The organism is Larsenimonas suaedae, assembly GCF_023712105.1.
Taxonomy (GTDB): domain Bacteria; phylum Pseudomonadota; class Gammaproteobacteria; order Pseudomonadales; family Halomonadaceae; genus Larsenimonas; species Larsenimonas suaedae.
The window spans coordinates 293,190-305,885 of sequence record NZ_JAMLJI010000004.1 but is presented as its reverse complement, the minus strand read 5'-3'; the positions used below and the strand labels follow the sequence as shown (position 1 = coordinate 305,885).

Below are 12,696 nucleotides of genomic sequence, written 5' to 3'. Positions count from 1 at the left end.
TGACAGTCCAGTCTGGATGAACCTGCCTTCCAAACACTTGAACCTTAAGATGCCTGCGCGATCTACCTCTGGATAGTCATGGAGTTGGCGTATCTGTGCAGGTTGCGAGGCATCGAGGTCATCACGCTGACCGACGCGAATCATCTGGCCGAGGGCGTCATGACCAACCGCTGCAAGGGCAGCCGAGATAACATCGTTCGTTGAAGCCCGCGACTCATGGCCACCTGGAAAGCAGCAATGACGCGACGAAATCAAATGTGGATTCAGACAAGGAAAACAAACAGTGCCGGCGCTGCCGGAAGCACGCTTTCTCATCGTCGCCGACGACTTTCGAAAAGCAACCTGAACACAACTTGGGAGCGGCTGATGCGCATGGCGATCAAGGAAGAGATCATCAGCCTTGAACAGCGCCTTGACCTACATGACCTGAAGCGCCGAGGGATCACCGACACGAAAAGCAGAATGCCAGTGGCCACCGAAGCGCGGCCATGATGGACGTCTACGATTTGAGCGTACCGCTGGTAGGGTCGTCGGATGAGCAGTAAAACGGGCGGTTTAGTACGTCGGATAGTACGCACAGACACAAAAAAACCGCCTTCGATGGCGGTTGATTTGGAACCAACTAATTGGTTTAGATGGAAAATTAATGGTGCCGACACCAGGAGTCGAACCCGGGACCTACTGATTACAAGTCAGTTGCTCTACCAACTGAGCTATGTCGGCACTGCATTAACAGTGTTGACTGGCTGGGGTACCAGGACTCGAACCTGGGAATGCCGATACCAAAAACCGGTGCCTTACCACTTGGCTATACCCCAACATGGTGGCCAGAGACGGAATCGAACCGCCGACACGGGGATTTTCAATCCCCTGCTCTACCAACTGAGCTATCTGGCCGTTGCCAACGGGTGCGTATTAAACCGAAAACCGGAGATTCGGTCAACACCCTTTTTCATCTTTTTTAAAAATAATTCGTAAAGCAGAATTAATGGCTCGGCGGCACAAAGCCTTCGGCTACATCCGTAGGCTCGTTATCCAGGAAAAGCTCCATCTGAGTCATCAGATAACGGCGCGCATCTGGGTCCAGTAAACTCAGATGTTTTTCATTGATCAGGCGCGTTTGATGCTGCTGCCACTCTTCCCACGCCTGCTTGGATACGGTCTCAAAGAGCTCCTGCCCTTTCTCGCCTGGCAGAGGCGGCATCATCAACCCCTCTTTCTCTTCACCATACTTGCGGCACTGAACGGTTCGCATTCGACTTACCCTACGTTGTTGACTGAATAACATCCTGGGCGGACTGTAGATGCTCAAGAAGCGACTTGACCGGCGCGGCAAGCCCAATACCGGACACATCGGACGGGTCGACCCAGATACGATCAGCGCTCTGAAGCGTCTCATCGGCATCTCTCAAGCGTACCGGGCACGGCGTGATGGTCAATCGAAAATGACTGAATACGTGCACAAATGGCGCCCAATGCGGCGCGCACTGTATATCGCTCGACAAGTCCCTCAGCCAGGCCTCAAGCCCGCCCCTATCCTCGAACTGAGGGAAGCTCCATAAACCGCCCCAGATGCCCTTCTCGGGCCGTTTCTCGAGCAGGACGCGCCCTGTGTCATTCTGAACGAGCGCAAAGTAGGCCTGTCGCTCCGGTTTGGCCTTCTTGGGCTTGGACTCAGGAAAAGCGTCTTCCTGCCCACATGCATGAGCCGTGCACACGTCTTCAAACGGACACAACAGACACGCAGGCTTTTTCCGTACACACAGTGTGGCCCCTAGATCCATCATCGCCTGGGTGTACTCGGCGGCGCGCATCGAGGGAAGGTAATACTCGGCCAACTGCCATAGATGCCGCTCAACCTCGGTCTTGCCAGGCCAGCCTTCCACGGCATGCAAACGCGCAAGTACTCGTTTGACATTGCCATCCAGAATCGGCGCCGGACGGTCGGTCGAGATGCTGTAAATGGCGCCGGCCGTAGAGCGCCCCACGCCTGGCAGCGTCATGAGCGACTCGACCGACTCGGCCGGAAACGAGCCGTCGTGCTCGCTCATGACAACGTTCGCGGCCTTATGGAGATTGCGCGCTCGCGCGTAGTAGCCAAGCCCCGTCCAGAGATGGAGCACCTCGTCCAGCGGCGCCTCGGCGAGCGCTTTGACGTCAGGAAAACGCGCCATGAACCGTTGGTAATACTCGATGACGGTTGCTACCTGCGTTTGCTGGAGCATGATCTCCGAAACCCAAACACGGTACGGCGTTTTATTGTGCTGCCAAGGCAGATGGGTTCGCCCGTATCGGTCGAACCAGGTGAATACGCGCTGTTGAAACGCCTCGGCGGTTAGAACGTGCATGCGCTCTCCTCATCGTCATGGTCCCGCCATTATGCCGGTTTGTGACGGACATAAAAAAAGCGCCGAACGGGTGTCGGCGCTTAAAACTGGCTTTTGAAGGATTGCTCAGTTAAATAGACCATCCAATGCGTTTTTTAGTTCCTTGGCGGTGTCACTTCCAAACTTTTCACTCACCTTGTCATTGATGCCACGCTCGAGCTCTTTCTGAGTCTTGCGCTTGGCTTCGCTCACGGCCAACGACCCCAGTGACGCCTGAAGCGCGTCACGGTCAACCCCGCACCAGGAACCGGGCTCACCGGAAAATTCGCCCTTGCAGCGCACAGGGAATGCCACACGCTGGAACTTGTCACTGACACGACAAGCATCCGGGTCCGCCGTATTCACGAAATGGCCCTTGAGGCCGTAGTCGAATCGGGCCGTAGGCAGATTGGCCTCACCGGCACCGTCGAAACGAAGCCCGGGAATCGAAAGCTCAAAATCATCGTTTCGGGCGATACCGTCTGTAATCTTGAACGTGCCTTGAAGTGTCTTGAATGGCGTATCCTCGGACCACTCACGTGTCCCCTGCTTGCCGCTCAGCGTCGCAACCGCACCGCACATGGCCCTGGATAGGTTCTGACCCAGCAGTGCCCCATCGGTTACATGAAAATCGACGCGACCGTTCAGATTGGTCAGCATGCTGTCGAACTCATTTGTCCGCGAGGTCTGGGTGCCCTCGAGTGCCAGGGTGCCCTGAATCTTGGCTGGTTTTTGGGTAGCGTCAGCAAGCAGCGGCTTGAGCTGAACGCCTTTGATCTGCTCCGAAAAGCGCCATGCGATCGGCGATTGAAGCACATTGAGCGCACCCTTGAACGCGGCTGATCCACCGTAGAGATTGGCGTTGAGATGATCGAGGGTATGCTGGCCATTGCGTCCCGATACAGCCAGCGCCACATCAGACAGCGTCATTCCCTTGAGAGTCATCTGATCAAGCTTCACCCCCAGATCCAGCGACAACGTCTTGAGAAGCTCAACCGGCACCACTCCAGACGCATCGGCCGCGCCTTTTTCCTCGGCCATTGCCGAGCGGATCAGAGCACTGCGTGAGGCCTGACCAGCACTGTCTTTCGGCGGCGCCAGATAACGATCAAGGTCAAGGCGCTTACCGGTCAACGCAAGCATCAGTCGCTGCCCCTTGAGGCCAAGCTCGGCCTCGCCGGAGAAATCCTGATCATCGAGTGCAATATCAAGATCAGGCAGCTTCAGCGTATTGAGATCGCCCTTGATGGGCGAGCTGAAGGCCAATTTGGTCAACGCGCTCTTGTCCGCACTGGGAAGAGACACGTTCAAGTGATCGGAAAGCCATTGGCGCACATTGAACGGCGCAAGCGTCAGCGTGCCGTTATACGAGGGCGCATCCAAAAGCCCGGTTACGTTCAGACCACCACTCAAGCGAAGGTCATCACCACTTGTCACGCTCACATCGGTCAAGGCTGCTGTCTGCTGTGAAAGATCGGCCTCTGCAGAAAGCGACGCGGCAAAGGGCAGCGCCTTCTCGGTTTCACCCGGCAGGTAACTTTCACCGTCGAAGGTCACGCCCTCAAGCTGATATCGACTCGCCTGAGTATCCGCAACGAGGCGCTCGACACTGGCATCAAGCACTTGCTCATGAGCGTCGTCGAGGGCGGGGTAGTGAGTGCGGCTATTGACGGCAAGCTTGGACAGCTCATAACGCTTGGCGGCAAGGTCGGCCCTTGCCTGGGTTTTAAGCGAGACTTCCGAGGTGAACTCGGGCGCCTTGCTGGCGAGCTCGAAACTCATGGTCAGCGGGAACGACTGCGTCGGCACGATGTTCGAACCTTCGATCATGACCTTGTCGAGGGTATATTCAGCGCCGCTTTCAAGGTCCTGATAATGAATCCAGCCGTTATTGACGTTGAGTCGTGCGATGTCGATGCCCAGCGGCTGGCTGGCCGCATTCTGCGGAGAGACCGGCCGAGAGGCCTTGGGCTTGTCGTTGGAAAGCGTGCCCTGACTCTCGCCCATATGATCGAGTACCTGAACCCAGTTGCCTCGTCCCTGCTCATCGCGTTTCAAATCAAGCTTGAGCCCGTTGACGGTGATCCCGTCGATCGATACATCTCCGACCAGAAGCGGTGCGAAAGCGACTTCCACATCGGCGCTTTTGACCGAGGCCAGCGGTGAAGCATTGGCGTCAGACTCCGGCAGACGCACTGACGCGTCCTGAATCGACATGCCAAGGTGAGGATAGAACGACCAGTCCAGCGGGCCGCTCAGCGTCAGATCCAGTCCGGTCTGTGCCTTGACCGCCTCGACCATGCGCGGCTTGAGATCGTTCGGATCCAGAAACGTCGTGACATAGATCACGCCACATACCAGCAATAACGCCAAAACGCCGATCGCTGCCAACAGGAGGCGAACCAGTGCTTTCATCGAAAAACTCCCTTGCAAATGGCCTGTTCGCGCATCCATTGCGCAACATATCGCGCGAGATGATGGCTCGCAGCAGGCGGGCCATCCCTTTTCTAACATCGTCGCCGCAGGCATAAACTGAAACGAATGACCGCCAATGCAGGTAGCCTGCACGCTCATTTATCGGCGGCGGCGTCCTAGTGTAGCGGATGGCACGGCGCCTTCTCTATAATGACCCCATTTCACAGGGCGTCCGTTTAATTGGCCGCCTGGATTCCAACCGAGCTTGCCGGAGAGTGCGATGTCTCGTCCCGACCTGGACACCCGAACTGCCACCGTTACCCGAAACACTCAGGAAACGCAGATTACCGTGTCCATCGACCTTGATGGCAACGGCGACCTGAAGGCAGACACCGGAGTCCCGTTTTTCGAACACATGCTCGATCAGATCGCCCGCCACGGACAGATCGACATCAGTATCGACGCCCAGGGCGACCTTCACATCGATGATCATCATACGGTTGAAGACGTCGGCATTACACTCGGCCAGGCGTTTGCGAAAGCGCTGGGCGACAAGAAAGGCATCTACCGGTACGGCCACGCTTATGTACCGCTCGACGAAGCGCTTTCCCGAGTGGTCATCGATTTTTCCGGACGCCCGGGGCTATTCTTGAACGCACCGTTTACCCGGGCAACCATCGGCCGGTTTGACACCCAACTGGTCTCGGAGTTCTTCCAGGGCTTTGCAAACCACGCCCAGGCCACCGTGCACATCGACAACCTGAAAGGCGACAATGCTCACCATCAGGTCGAGACCATCTTCAAGGCCTTCGGACGCGCGCTTCGCATGGCCGCCGAACGTGACCCACGCATGGCCGGGCGTATCGCCTCGACCAAGGGTAGCCTGTAAGCTACCGCTTTCATTGATGTGACGACCAGGAGACTACATGACCATTGCCGTCATCGATTATGGGATGGGCAACCTGCACTCCGTTGCCAAGGCGCTGGAACATGTCGGCGACGAACGTGTCACCATCACGCGAGATGCGCGCGCGATCAAGGGCGCGACCCGTGTTGTGCTTCCGGGCCAGGGCGCGATTCGTGACTGCATGGGCGAACTTGAACGCACCCAGCTCAAGGGGCTTGTCAACGAGCTCCTGACCGACGCCGACAAACCGCTGCTCGGTATCTGTGTAGGCCAGCAGATGCTCATGAGTCACAGCGAGGAAAACGGCGGTGTGCACTGCCTCGATTACCTGCCGGGCAAGGTCAAGCGCTTCGATGACACCATGACCGATGACGAAGGTCACCGCCTCAAGGTGCCGCACATGGGCTGGAACCGGGTCGATCAGCACCATATGCATCCGCTGTGGGAAGGTATTGCCACCGGTGAACGCTTCTATTTCGTTCACAGCTATTTCGTCTCGGCCGAAAACGACGCCCACGTGTTCGGCACCACCCGCTACGGCCATCATCAGGCGCACATCGCCACTGGCCGGGACGCGGTGTTTGCCGTTCAGTTTCATCCTGAAAAAAGCGCCGGCGTCGGCCTCAAGCTTTTGGAAAACTTCGTGCACTGGGCCCCCTGATTACGGCCCACATTCAACAATAAAGGATTCGACACGACATGCTGGTCATACCCGCTATCGATCTCAAGGACGGCCACTGTGTTCGTCTCAAGCAGGGCCGAATGGATGATGCGACCGACTATGGCGCCGACCCGGTCGCCATGGCGCGCCGCTGGGTTGACGCCGGCGCACGCCGCCTGCACCTGGTCGATCTCAATGGGGCCTTCGAAGGGCGGCCGATCAACGGCGAGGCGGTAACCGCCATCGCACGGGCCTACCCCGACCTTCCCATCCAGATCGGCGGCGGCATTCGCTCCCGTGAAACCATTCAGTACTACCTCGATGCCGGTGTTTCCTACGTCATTATCGGTACCAAGGCGGTAAAAGAGCCGGAGTTCGTTACCGAGATGTGCAAGGCCTTTCCAGGCCACATCATTGTCGGACTCGATGCCCGCGACGGGTTTGTCGCGACCGACGGCTGGGCCGAGGTCTCGACCATCAAGGCAACAGAACTTGCCAAGCGATTCGCCAACGATGGCGTCGAGAGCATCGTCTATACCGACATCGCCCGTGACGGCATGATGCAGGGGGTCAACATCGACGCGACCGTCGAGCTTGCCCGTGAAGGCGGTCTGCCGGTCATCGCCTCAGGCGGTGTAACCAACCTCGAGGACATCGAAGGTCTTGCCGATGTGGCCGACCAGGGCATCCTGGGCGCCATCACCGGCCGCGCCATCTATGAAGGTTCGCTTGATGTCGAAGAAGCCCAGGCCCTGTGCGATCGCAAGGCAGGAGAAGGCTCATGAGCCTGGCCAAGCGCATCATACCGTGCCTGGATGTTGATCGCGGGCGCGTGGTCAAGGGCATCAATTTCGTCGGCATCCGCGACGCCGGGGACCCGGTCGAGGTCGCCAAAAGCTACAACCAGCAAAATGCCGACGAAATTACCTTTCTCGACATCACGGCAAGCCATGAAGGGCGCGGCACAACGCTCGACATGGTCAGCCGGATCGCAAGCGAGGTCTTTATACCGCTCACCGTCGGCGGCGGCATTCGCACCTGCGAAGACATTCGGGCGCTGCTCAACGCCGGCGCCGATAAGGTCTCGATCAACACCACTGCCGTCACCCACCCGGAATTCGTTCGGGAAGCCGCCGAGCGCTTTGGCAGCCAGTGCATTGTGGTCGCGATCGACGCCAAACAGGTCAGCACCGAGGATGAACCGCTCAAGTGGGAAGTCTTTACTCATGGTGGGCGCAAGGAAACCGGGCTGGACGCGGTCGACTGGGCACGCAAGATGGTCGAGTACGGCGCCGGTGAAATTCTTCTGACCAGTATGGACCGCGACGGAACGCGTCAGGGCTTTAACCTCCCGATGACGCGCGCGATCAGTGACGCCGTCTCCGTGCCGGTCATTGCCTCCGGCGGCGTCGGCTCGCTTGACGACCTCGTGGCCGGGGTCAAGGAAGGTGGCGCCGATGCAGTACTGGCAGCCAGCATCTTTCACTTCGGCGAACATACGGTTGAAGACGCCAAGCGCTACATGGCCGATCAGGGCATCGAAATGCGCCTCTGAAGGTCACTGACCGTCTCGAGTCAGGGGCGCAAAGACCAAGCCTTTGCGCCTCATCCGACGCCCTGATTAAAGCGCCACGCCCACGTTACTGACGCCCTCGTTGCGAGCAAGGCGCTTCACGGCCTTGAGCTGCGCTCGATCAAGCCCCGCCTCGATCTGATCGAGCACGGCCTCCAGAAACGCCTGCTCATCCTGCATCAGGGGCTCCTGGGTCAAATCGGCGTCATCGTCTGCGTCACGGCTCAACTCGAGAAACCGCGCAACGCCCGCACTTGAAAGCTGGGCGACTTCCATGGCGCTGTCGATCGGGCGCGATTTTTGAAGACCATCGAAACAGCTTGAAAGCGCCATGGTCGTCTCAAGCGCAAGACGAGCCCCAAGGCTATCGTCGTGATCGATATCCGGCTCGAGTTCCTCGAGCTTTTCGCTCTGACGCTCGAAATCGATTCGAGCCTGGCTCGGACCCAGCTGCTCCCAGATCAGATCCATCATCACGCGAACGCGATGCATATCCCCCTGCCCGGTCAGCTCGGTATAAAGGGCGTAATTCGGCAGCATTCGCTCGCAAAGCGCCGCGGCCAGCGCCAACGCTTGAGAATCACTCAACGCACGGATACGGGTGGCCGCGTGCTCGGTAACGTTCATGGTGTCCATTTTCTGCCTTGATTCCGCGTTGGGGTCGATCGGGCCGTCCGCCGCGCCCGCTCGACAAATATGCTAGCTTTGTGGCACATCGCACTGTTGCTCAAGGAGCGCTCATGCCGCGCCTGTTCGCCTACGCCGATTGCCTTAGAAGCGCACCGAACCACCACCTGCTGGACGGTGCCCGCCTGCTGGGCCATCACCGCACACGACCTCGATTTCGTTTGTTCGAAACCCCGCAGGAAACCGCGTTGTTTGAACCCGGCAATATTGCCATCGACGGGGAAGTATACACCTTGAGTGATGCGCATCTGGCCTGGCTCGACCAGCATCTGGCACACGGTGCCATGACGCGTGCCACGACCCTTTCAACGCCTTACGGCAAGGCCTGGTACTACCGCTTCGATGCCCTTCCTGACACGGCACGGCCGTTACCCCACGGAGACTGGCTTGCCTACCGTACCGAGCGCGTTTGAATGAAGGCATCACCTCCGTTCACGCCTGGTTCACGGCCAGAAAAAACGCGCCGGAATTCGCCCCCGCTCATCAAAGACAATGCCTTCATCCTGCAGGCGTCGACGCTGATCATCCGCGCCACCGTGGTCGGCCAGAACGCCGCCGGAGCGCACGATACGAAACCACGGCAAGTCATGCCCGGCCGGCAGCGTTCTGAGCACATAGCCGACCGAGCGGGCCGTCGCGCCTTCAGTCATCCTGGCGATGGTGCCGTAGGTCGTGACCCGGCCCTCGGGTATGCGCGCCATGACCGTGGTAACCTGTTCTTTTAACGCCTCTTTCACCGGTTCCTCCGCTAAATTAACGCACTCGCTGTTTTCATCATGAGGGAATCATGCACATCTATTTCCTACAGCATAGCGACGAAGATGCACCTGCGCGGCTGGCTGACTGGCTGACTGGCATGGGACACAGCTACAACGTCTGCGAACTTCATAAAGACGAAGTGCCGCCACGCCCAAGCGATTTCGATGCGCTGGTCGTACTGGGTGGACCGTCACCGGTCAGCGGCGGCGCACAGCTTGGGTGGTCAAAACGCGAACGGCAGTTGATCGATCGCATCCTCAAAAGCAACAAGCCCCTGCTTGGCCTTGGCCTTGGCGCGGAGCTCATCGCCGAACAACTCGGCGCCGTGGTCTCACCAGCCGCATGGCCTGAAATCGGTTGGCATACCGTTACGCGCCACGAAGACTGTGCGCTGCCGCTTCCGGAAACGTTCGATCTGTTTCAATGGCGCGAGCGCGTGTTCGGCCTGCCGGAGGGGTGCACGCCCATCGGCGCGAGCGCGGCAAGCCCGGTTCAGGGCTTCAGCTGGGACTACAACCGAGTCATCGCCCTGCAGGGCCATCCCGAGGCCACGCCGGCCTGGGCCCGCGCGCAGTACAACGCCAAGACCGCAACCGAAGGTCCCTATACTCAATTCGAGGCAGACGCACTGGATATCGGCAAGCGCTTTGACCGGCTGGCCCCAATTCTCGACCGCCTGATGCTCGCCTGGCTCGATGAGCTGATCGATTGAGCGCCCCCGTAAACCGTTCGTCCTGACACATAAAAAAACGCCCCGAATTCGGGGCGTTTTTGAAAGGCTCAGGCGTTACCCCACGACCGAGATCGTCGGCGCCCCCTCCTTGGCTCTCAGGCACTCTCCGAACGGCTCAAGGGTCATGCCATACTCACGCCCCAAACGCTCGACGTCGTCGTCCCAGGCCGGGTCAACCGCGACCAAAAGTCCGCCGGAGGTCTGCGGGTCACAGAGCCACTGCCAGTGTGCGTCGTCCATCTGATTCAGTGCCTTGCCAAGCGCGTTGCGGTTGCGTGCAGTCGCTTCCGGCACGATGCCTTGCCGGCGATAGCCCTCGGCCACCTTGATGCGGGGCACCTTGTTGAACTCAATGCGCGCCTGCACGCCGCTGCCTCGGCACATCTCTTCCAGGTGGCCCGCAAGCCCGAAGCCGGAGACGTCGGTCATGGCGTTGACACCCTTGATGCGCCCCAGCGCCTCGCCGATGCGGTTGGGCTTGAGCATCGTTTCGGTGGCAAGGCCGCGGTGGCCCGGATCAAGACCGCCCTTGCGCTCGGCTTCGGTCAAAAGACCGGTCCCGATGGGCTTGGTCAGATACAGCTTGTCGCCGGGTTTGGCACCCATGTTGCGCTTTAGATTTTCAAGCGGAACCATGCCGTTGACCGAAAGCCCGAAGATCGGCTCGGCGGTGTCGATCGAATGCCCACCGGACAGCGCCACCCCAAGCTCGCGGCAAACGGTCTGCGCGCCCGAGACAACATCGCCTGCGATCTTCGCCGGCAATTTCGACAGCGGCCAACACAGAATTCCCAGCGCCATGAATGGCTTGCCGCCCATGGCGTAGACATCGCTCATGGCGTTGGTCGCAGCGATACGCCCGAAATCGAACGGATCGTCGACGATCGGCATGAAGAAATCGGTGGTCGAGACCAGGCCCTGGCCCGTGCCGAGGTCGAAAACGGCGGCGTCTTCGTGCCCCTGGTTACCGACGATCAGCTGGCTATTGATGGCGCCGGGGCCTGCATTGGCAAGAATCGAGTCCAGAACGTCAGGAGCCACCTTGCAGCCACTGCCGGCACCTTGGCTGTACTGCGTCAAGCGAATGGAAGTCATAATCGGTCCTTATGGCGTACCGCATCCACGCGGTGCACAGAGTGTTTCACTAGATAATAGCATCGGCGCAAGTGTACGTCGGCTCGAGTGAGTCAAGCCATGCCGAAGCGTTACAGGGCATCGATGGCTTGCATAAGTTTATCTACGGCGACGACCTCCATCCCTTCAGGCCGCTTCTTGGGCACATTGGCGTTCGGTGCGATGGCTCGGGTAAACCCGTGCTTGGCGGCCTCGATCAGTCGCTCCTGGCCGCTCGGCACCGGCCGGATCTCACCTGAAAGCCCCACTTCGCCGAACACCACCAGCTCTCGCGGCAGCGGCGTATTCTTGAGACTGGAGACGATCGCGAGCAGCACCGCCAAGTCGGCACTGGTTTCCAGCACCTTGACCCCGCCGACCACATTGACGAACACGTCCTGGTCACCAGTAAAGAGCCCACCGTGCTTGTGAAGCACCGCCAGCAGCATGGCCAGACGCTGGCTGTCCATACCGACCGATACCCGCCGCGGATTACCAAGTGCTGACTCATCGAGCAGAGCCTGCACTTCGACCAGAAGCGGGCGCGTGCCTTCCCACACCACCATGACCACGCTGCCGGGTGCCTGCTCTTCCCCGCGCGACAGGAAAATGGCACTTGGGTTTTTCACTTCCTTGAGCCCGTGCTCGAGCATCGCGAACACACCGAGCTCGTTGACAGCACCAAACCGGTTCTTGTGCCCGCGAAGCGTTCGAAAACGCGAGTCGGCGCCGCCTTCCAGCAAAAGCGAGGCATCGATCATGTGCTCGAGCACTTTCGGCCCGGCAAGTGTACCGTCCTTGGTGACGTGCCCCACCAGCAACAGCACCGTGCTGCTCTGTTTGGCAAAGCGGGTCAGGGCCGCTGCGGATTCGCGCACCTGCGCCACGCCACCCGGCGCGGAGGCGACGTCTTCAAGATGCATCGTCTGGATCGAGTCGATGATCAAAACGTCCGGCGTCTCACGCTCGGCCGTTGCAAGGATGGTCTCGACGCTGGTCTCGCCCAGCATCTTGAGCCCCTGGGTCGGGAGCTTGAGCCGATGCGCCCGCATGGCGACCTGCGAAAGCGACTCCTCACCGGTCACGTAAAGCACCTTCTTGCCCTGAGCAAGCGCACAGGCGGTCTGCAAAAGCAGCGTCGATTTGCCAGCCCCCGGGCTTCCGCCGAGCAGCACGGCCGACCCCGGTACCAACCCGCCGCCCAGGACGCGGTCAAACTCACCGAACGTGGAGCTGAACCGGGGCACCTCGCTCAGATCGACCTGTGCCAGATCGGTCACATTGGATGACAGGCTTCCGGCATAGCCTGAACGCCCCGCGCTTGCGGAGCTACCGCCACTGCGTGCCGGAGATGCGGAGAGACGCAGCTCTGTCAGCGTGTTCCATTCGCGGCAATTGGAACACTGCCCCTGCCATTTGGAATATTCCGCACCGCACTCGGTGCACACGAACGCACTTTTTGCCTTGGCCATTCACTTTCCC

Annotated in this window: 15 protein-coding genes and 3 tRNA genes; 8 read left to right on the top strand and 10 right to left on the bottom strand. The window is 59.4% G+C overall.

Annotation, left to right across the window (positions count from 1 at the left end):
• Positions 1–78 precede the first annotated feature (78 nt).
• Both NAT49_RS15025 and NAT49_RS13105 read left to right on the top strand, forming a co-directional pair.
• Complete coding sequence (locus NAT49_RS15025) at positions 79–204, top strand: hypothetical protein (protein ID WP_285836140.1); 126 nt, start codon at positions 79–81, stop codon at positions 202–204.
• A 12-nt stretch (positions 205–216) separates the two neighbouring features.
• A complete protein-coding gene (locus NAT49_RS13105) occupies positions 217–492 on the top strand; it encodes a hypothetical protein (RefSeq protein ID WP_251594933.1) in 276 nt (91 codons plus the stop codon).
• A gap of 155 nt (positions 493–647) precedes the next feature.
• On the opposite strand, the gene NAT49_RS13100 is transcribed toward NAT49_RS13105, so the two are convergent.
• The 6 genes from NAT49_RS13100 to NAT49_RS13075 form a co-directional block, all read right to left on the bottom strand.
• A tRNA-Thr gene (locus tag NAT49_RS13100) sits at positions 648–723 on the bottom strand.
• Positions 724–743: 20 nt separating this feature from the next.
• A tRNA-Gln gene (locus tag NAT49_RS13095) sits at positions 744–818 on the bottom strand.
• A 3-nt stretch (positions 819–821) separates the two neighbouring features.
• Positions 822–897, bottom strand: a tRNA-Phe gene (locus NAT49_RS13090).
• An 88-nt stretch (positions 898–985) separates the two neighbouring features.
• Entirely contained in the window at positions 986–1,255 is a 270-nt protein-coding gene (locus NAT49_RS13085; RefSeq protein WP_285836139.1) for an oxidative damage protection protein, read from the bottom strand.
• A gap of 10 nt (positions 1,256–1,265) precedes the next feature.
• Positions 1,266–2,348 carry an A/G-specific adenine glycosylase gene (gene mutY / locus NAT49_RS13080; protein WP_251594929.1) on the bottom strand — a complete coding sequence of 361 codons (1,083 nt, stop codon included), beginning with the start codon at positions 2,346–2,348 and terminating at the stop codon, positions 1,266–1,268.
• A 105-nt stretch (positions 2,349–2,453) separates the two neighbouring features.
• A complete protein-coding gene (locus tag NAT49_RS13075; RefSeq protein WP_251594927.1) occupies positions 2,454–4,781 on the bottom strand; it encodes an AsmA family protein in 2,328 nt (775 codons plus the stop codon).
• Positions 4,782–5,076: 295 nt separating this feature from the next.
• Here NAT49_RS13075 and hisB point away from each other — a divergent pair, with 295 nt between their 5' ends.
• From hisB to hisF, 4 genes are read left to right on the top strand one after another with little or no spacing between them, the layout of a single operon-like run.
• On the top strand, positions 5,077–5,670 hold the full coding sequence (gene hisB / locus NAT49_RS13070; protein ID WP_251595254.1) for an imidazoleglycerol-phosphate dehydratase HisB: 594 nt from the start codon (positions 5,077–5,079) through the stop codon (positions 5,668–5,670).
• A 37-nt stretch (positions 5,671–5,707) separates the two neighbouring features.
• Positions 5,708–6,349 carry an imidazole glycerol phosphate synthase subunit HisH gene (hisH, locus tag NAT49_RS13065; protein WP_251594925.1) on the top strand — a complete coding sequence of 214 codons (642 nt, stop codon included), beginning with the start codon at positions 5,708–5,710 and terminating at the stop codon, positions 6,347–6,349.
• A gap of 38 nt (positions 6,350–6,387) precedes the next feature.
• Positions 6,388–7,134 carry a 1-(5-phosphoribosyl)-5-[(5-phosphoribosylamino)methylideneamino]imidazole-4-carboxamide isomerase gene (hisA, locus tag NAT49_RS13060; protein ID WP_251594923.1) on the top strand — a complete coding sequence of 249 codons (747 nt, stop codon included), beginning with the start codon at positions 6,388–6,390 and terminating at the stop codon, positions 7,132–7,134.
• Positions 7,131–7,904 carry an imidazole glycerol phosphate synthase subunit HisF gene (gene hisF / locus NAT49_RS13055; protein WP_251594921.1) on the top strand — a complete coding sequence of 258 codons (774 nt, stop codon included), beginning with the start codon at positions 7,131–7,133 and terminating at the stop codon, positions 7,902–7,904. Before hisA ends, hisF begins: the two co-directional genes overlap by 4 nt.
• Positions 7,905–7,970: 66 nt before the next feature.
• Here the strand turns inward: hisF and NAT49_RS13050 are convergent, their stop codons facing one another.
• Complete coding sequence (locus NAT49_RS13050; protein WP_251594919.1) at positions 7,971–8,558, bottom strand: YjaG family protein; 588 nt, start codon at positions 8,556–8,558, stop codon at positions 7,971–7,973.
• Positions 8,559–8,662: 104 nt separating this feature from the next.
• On the opposite strand from NAT49_RS13050, the gene NAT49_RS13045 reads away from it, so the two are divergent.
• Positions 8,663–9,022, top strand: a complete 360-nt coding sequence (locus NAT49_RS13045) for a gamma-glutamylcyclotransferase family protein (protein WP_251594917.1) — start codon at positions 8,663–8,665, stop codon at positions 9,020–9,022.
• 30 nt (positions 9,023–9,052) lie between these two features.
• Here the strand turns inward: NAT49_RS13045 and NAT49_RS13040 are convergent, their stop codons facing one another.
• Positions 9,053–9,346, bottom strand: a complete 294-nt coding sequence (locus tag NAT49_RS13040) for an MGMT family protein (RefSeq protein ID WP_251594915.1) — start codon at positions 9,344–9,346, stop codon at positions 9,053–9,055.
• A gap of 50 nt (positions 9,347–9,396) precedes the next feature.
• Here NAT49_RS13040 and NAT49_RS13035 point away from each other — a divergent pair, with 50 nt between their 5' ends.
• A complete protein-coding gene (locus NAT49_RS13035; RefSeq protein WP_251594913.1) occupies positions 9,397–10,080 on the top strand; it encodes a type 1 glutamine amidotransferase in 684 nt (227 codons plus the stop codon).
• A gap of 75 nt (positions 10,081–10,155) precedes the next feature.
• On the opposite strand, the gene selD is transcribed toward NAT49_RS13035, so the two are convergent.
• On the bottom strand, positions 10,156–11,196 hold the full coding sequence (gene selD / locus NAT49_RS13030; protein WP_251594911.1) for a selenide, water dikinase SelD: 1,041 nt from the start codon (positions 11,194–11,196) through the stop codon (positions 10,156–10,158).
• 110 nt (positions 11,197–11,306) lie between these two features.
• Entirely contained in the window at positions 11,307–12,686 is a 1,380-nt protein-coding gene (radA, locus tag NAT49_RS13025; protein ID WP_251594909.1) for a DNA repair protein RadA, read from the bottom strand.
• Positions 12,687–12,696 lie beyond the last annotated feature (10 nt).

Excerpts from the sequence above, each read along its gene's own strand:
- NAT49_RS15025 (WP_285836140.1), top strand. The coding sequence starts at position 79 with ATGGAGTTGGCGTATCTGTGCAGGTTGCGAGGCATCGAGGTCATCACG.
- NAT49_RS13105 (WP_251594933.1), top strand. The coding sequence starts at position 217 with ATGGCCACCTGGAAAGCAGCAATGACGCGACGAAATCAAATGTGGATT.
- NAT49_RS13085 (WP_285836139.1), bottom strand. The coding sequence starts at position 1,255 with ATGCGAACCGTTCAGTGCCGCAAGTATGGTGAAGAGAAAGAGGGGTTG.
- mutY (WP_251594929.1), bottom strand. The coding sequence starts at position 2,348 with ATGCACGTTCTAACCGCCGAGGCGTTTCAACAGCGCGTATTCACCTGG.
- NAT49_RS13075 (WP_251594927.1), bottom strand. The coding sequence starts at position 4,781 with ATGAAAGCACTGGTTCGCCTCCTGTTGGCAGCGATCGGCGTTTTGGCG.
- hisH (WP_251594925.1), top strand. The coding sequence starts at position 5,708 with ATGACCATTGCCGTCATCGATTATGGGATGGGCAACCTGCACTCCGTT.
- hisA (WP_251594923.1), top strand. The coding sequence starts at position 6,388 with ATGCTGGTCATACCCGCTATCGATCTCAAGGACGGCCACTGTGTTCGT.
- hisF (WP_251594921.1), top strand. The coding sequence starts at position 7,131 with ATGAGCCTGGCCAAGCGCATCATACCGTGCCTGGATGTTGATCGCGGG.
- NAT49_RS13050 (WP_251594919.1), bottom strand. The coding sequence starts at position 8,558 with ATGGACACCATGAACGTTACCGAGCACGCGGCCACCCGTATCCGTGCG.
- NAT49_RS13045 (WP_251594917.1), top strand. The coding sequence starts at position 8,663 with ATGCCGCGCCTGTTCGCCTACGCCGATTGCCTTAGAAGCGCACCGAAC.
- NAT49_RS13035 (WP_251594913.1), top strand. The coding sequence starts at position 9,397 with ATGCACATCTATTTCCTACAGCATAGCGACGAAGATGCACCTGCGCGG.
- selD (WP_251594911.1), bottom strand. The coding sequence starts at position 11,196 with ATGACTTCCATTCGCTTGACGCAGTACAGCCAAGGTGCCGGCAGTGGC.
- radA (WP_251594909.1), bottom strand. The coding sequence starts at position 12,686 with ATGGCCAAGGCAAAAAGTGCGTTCGTGTGCACCGAGTGCGGTGCGGAA.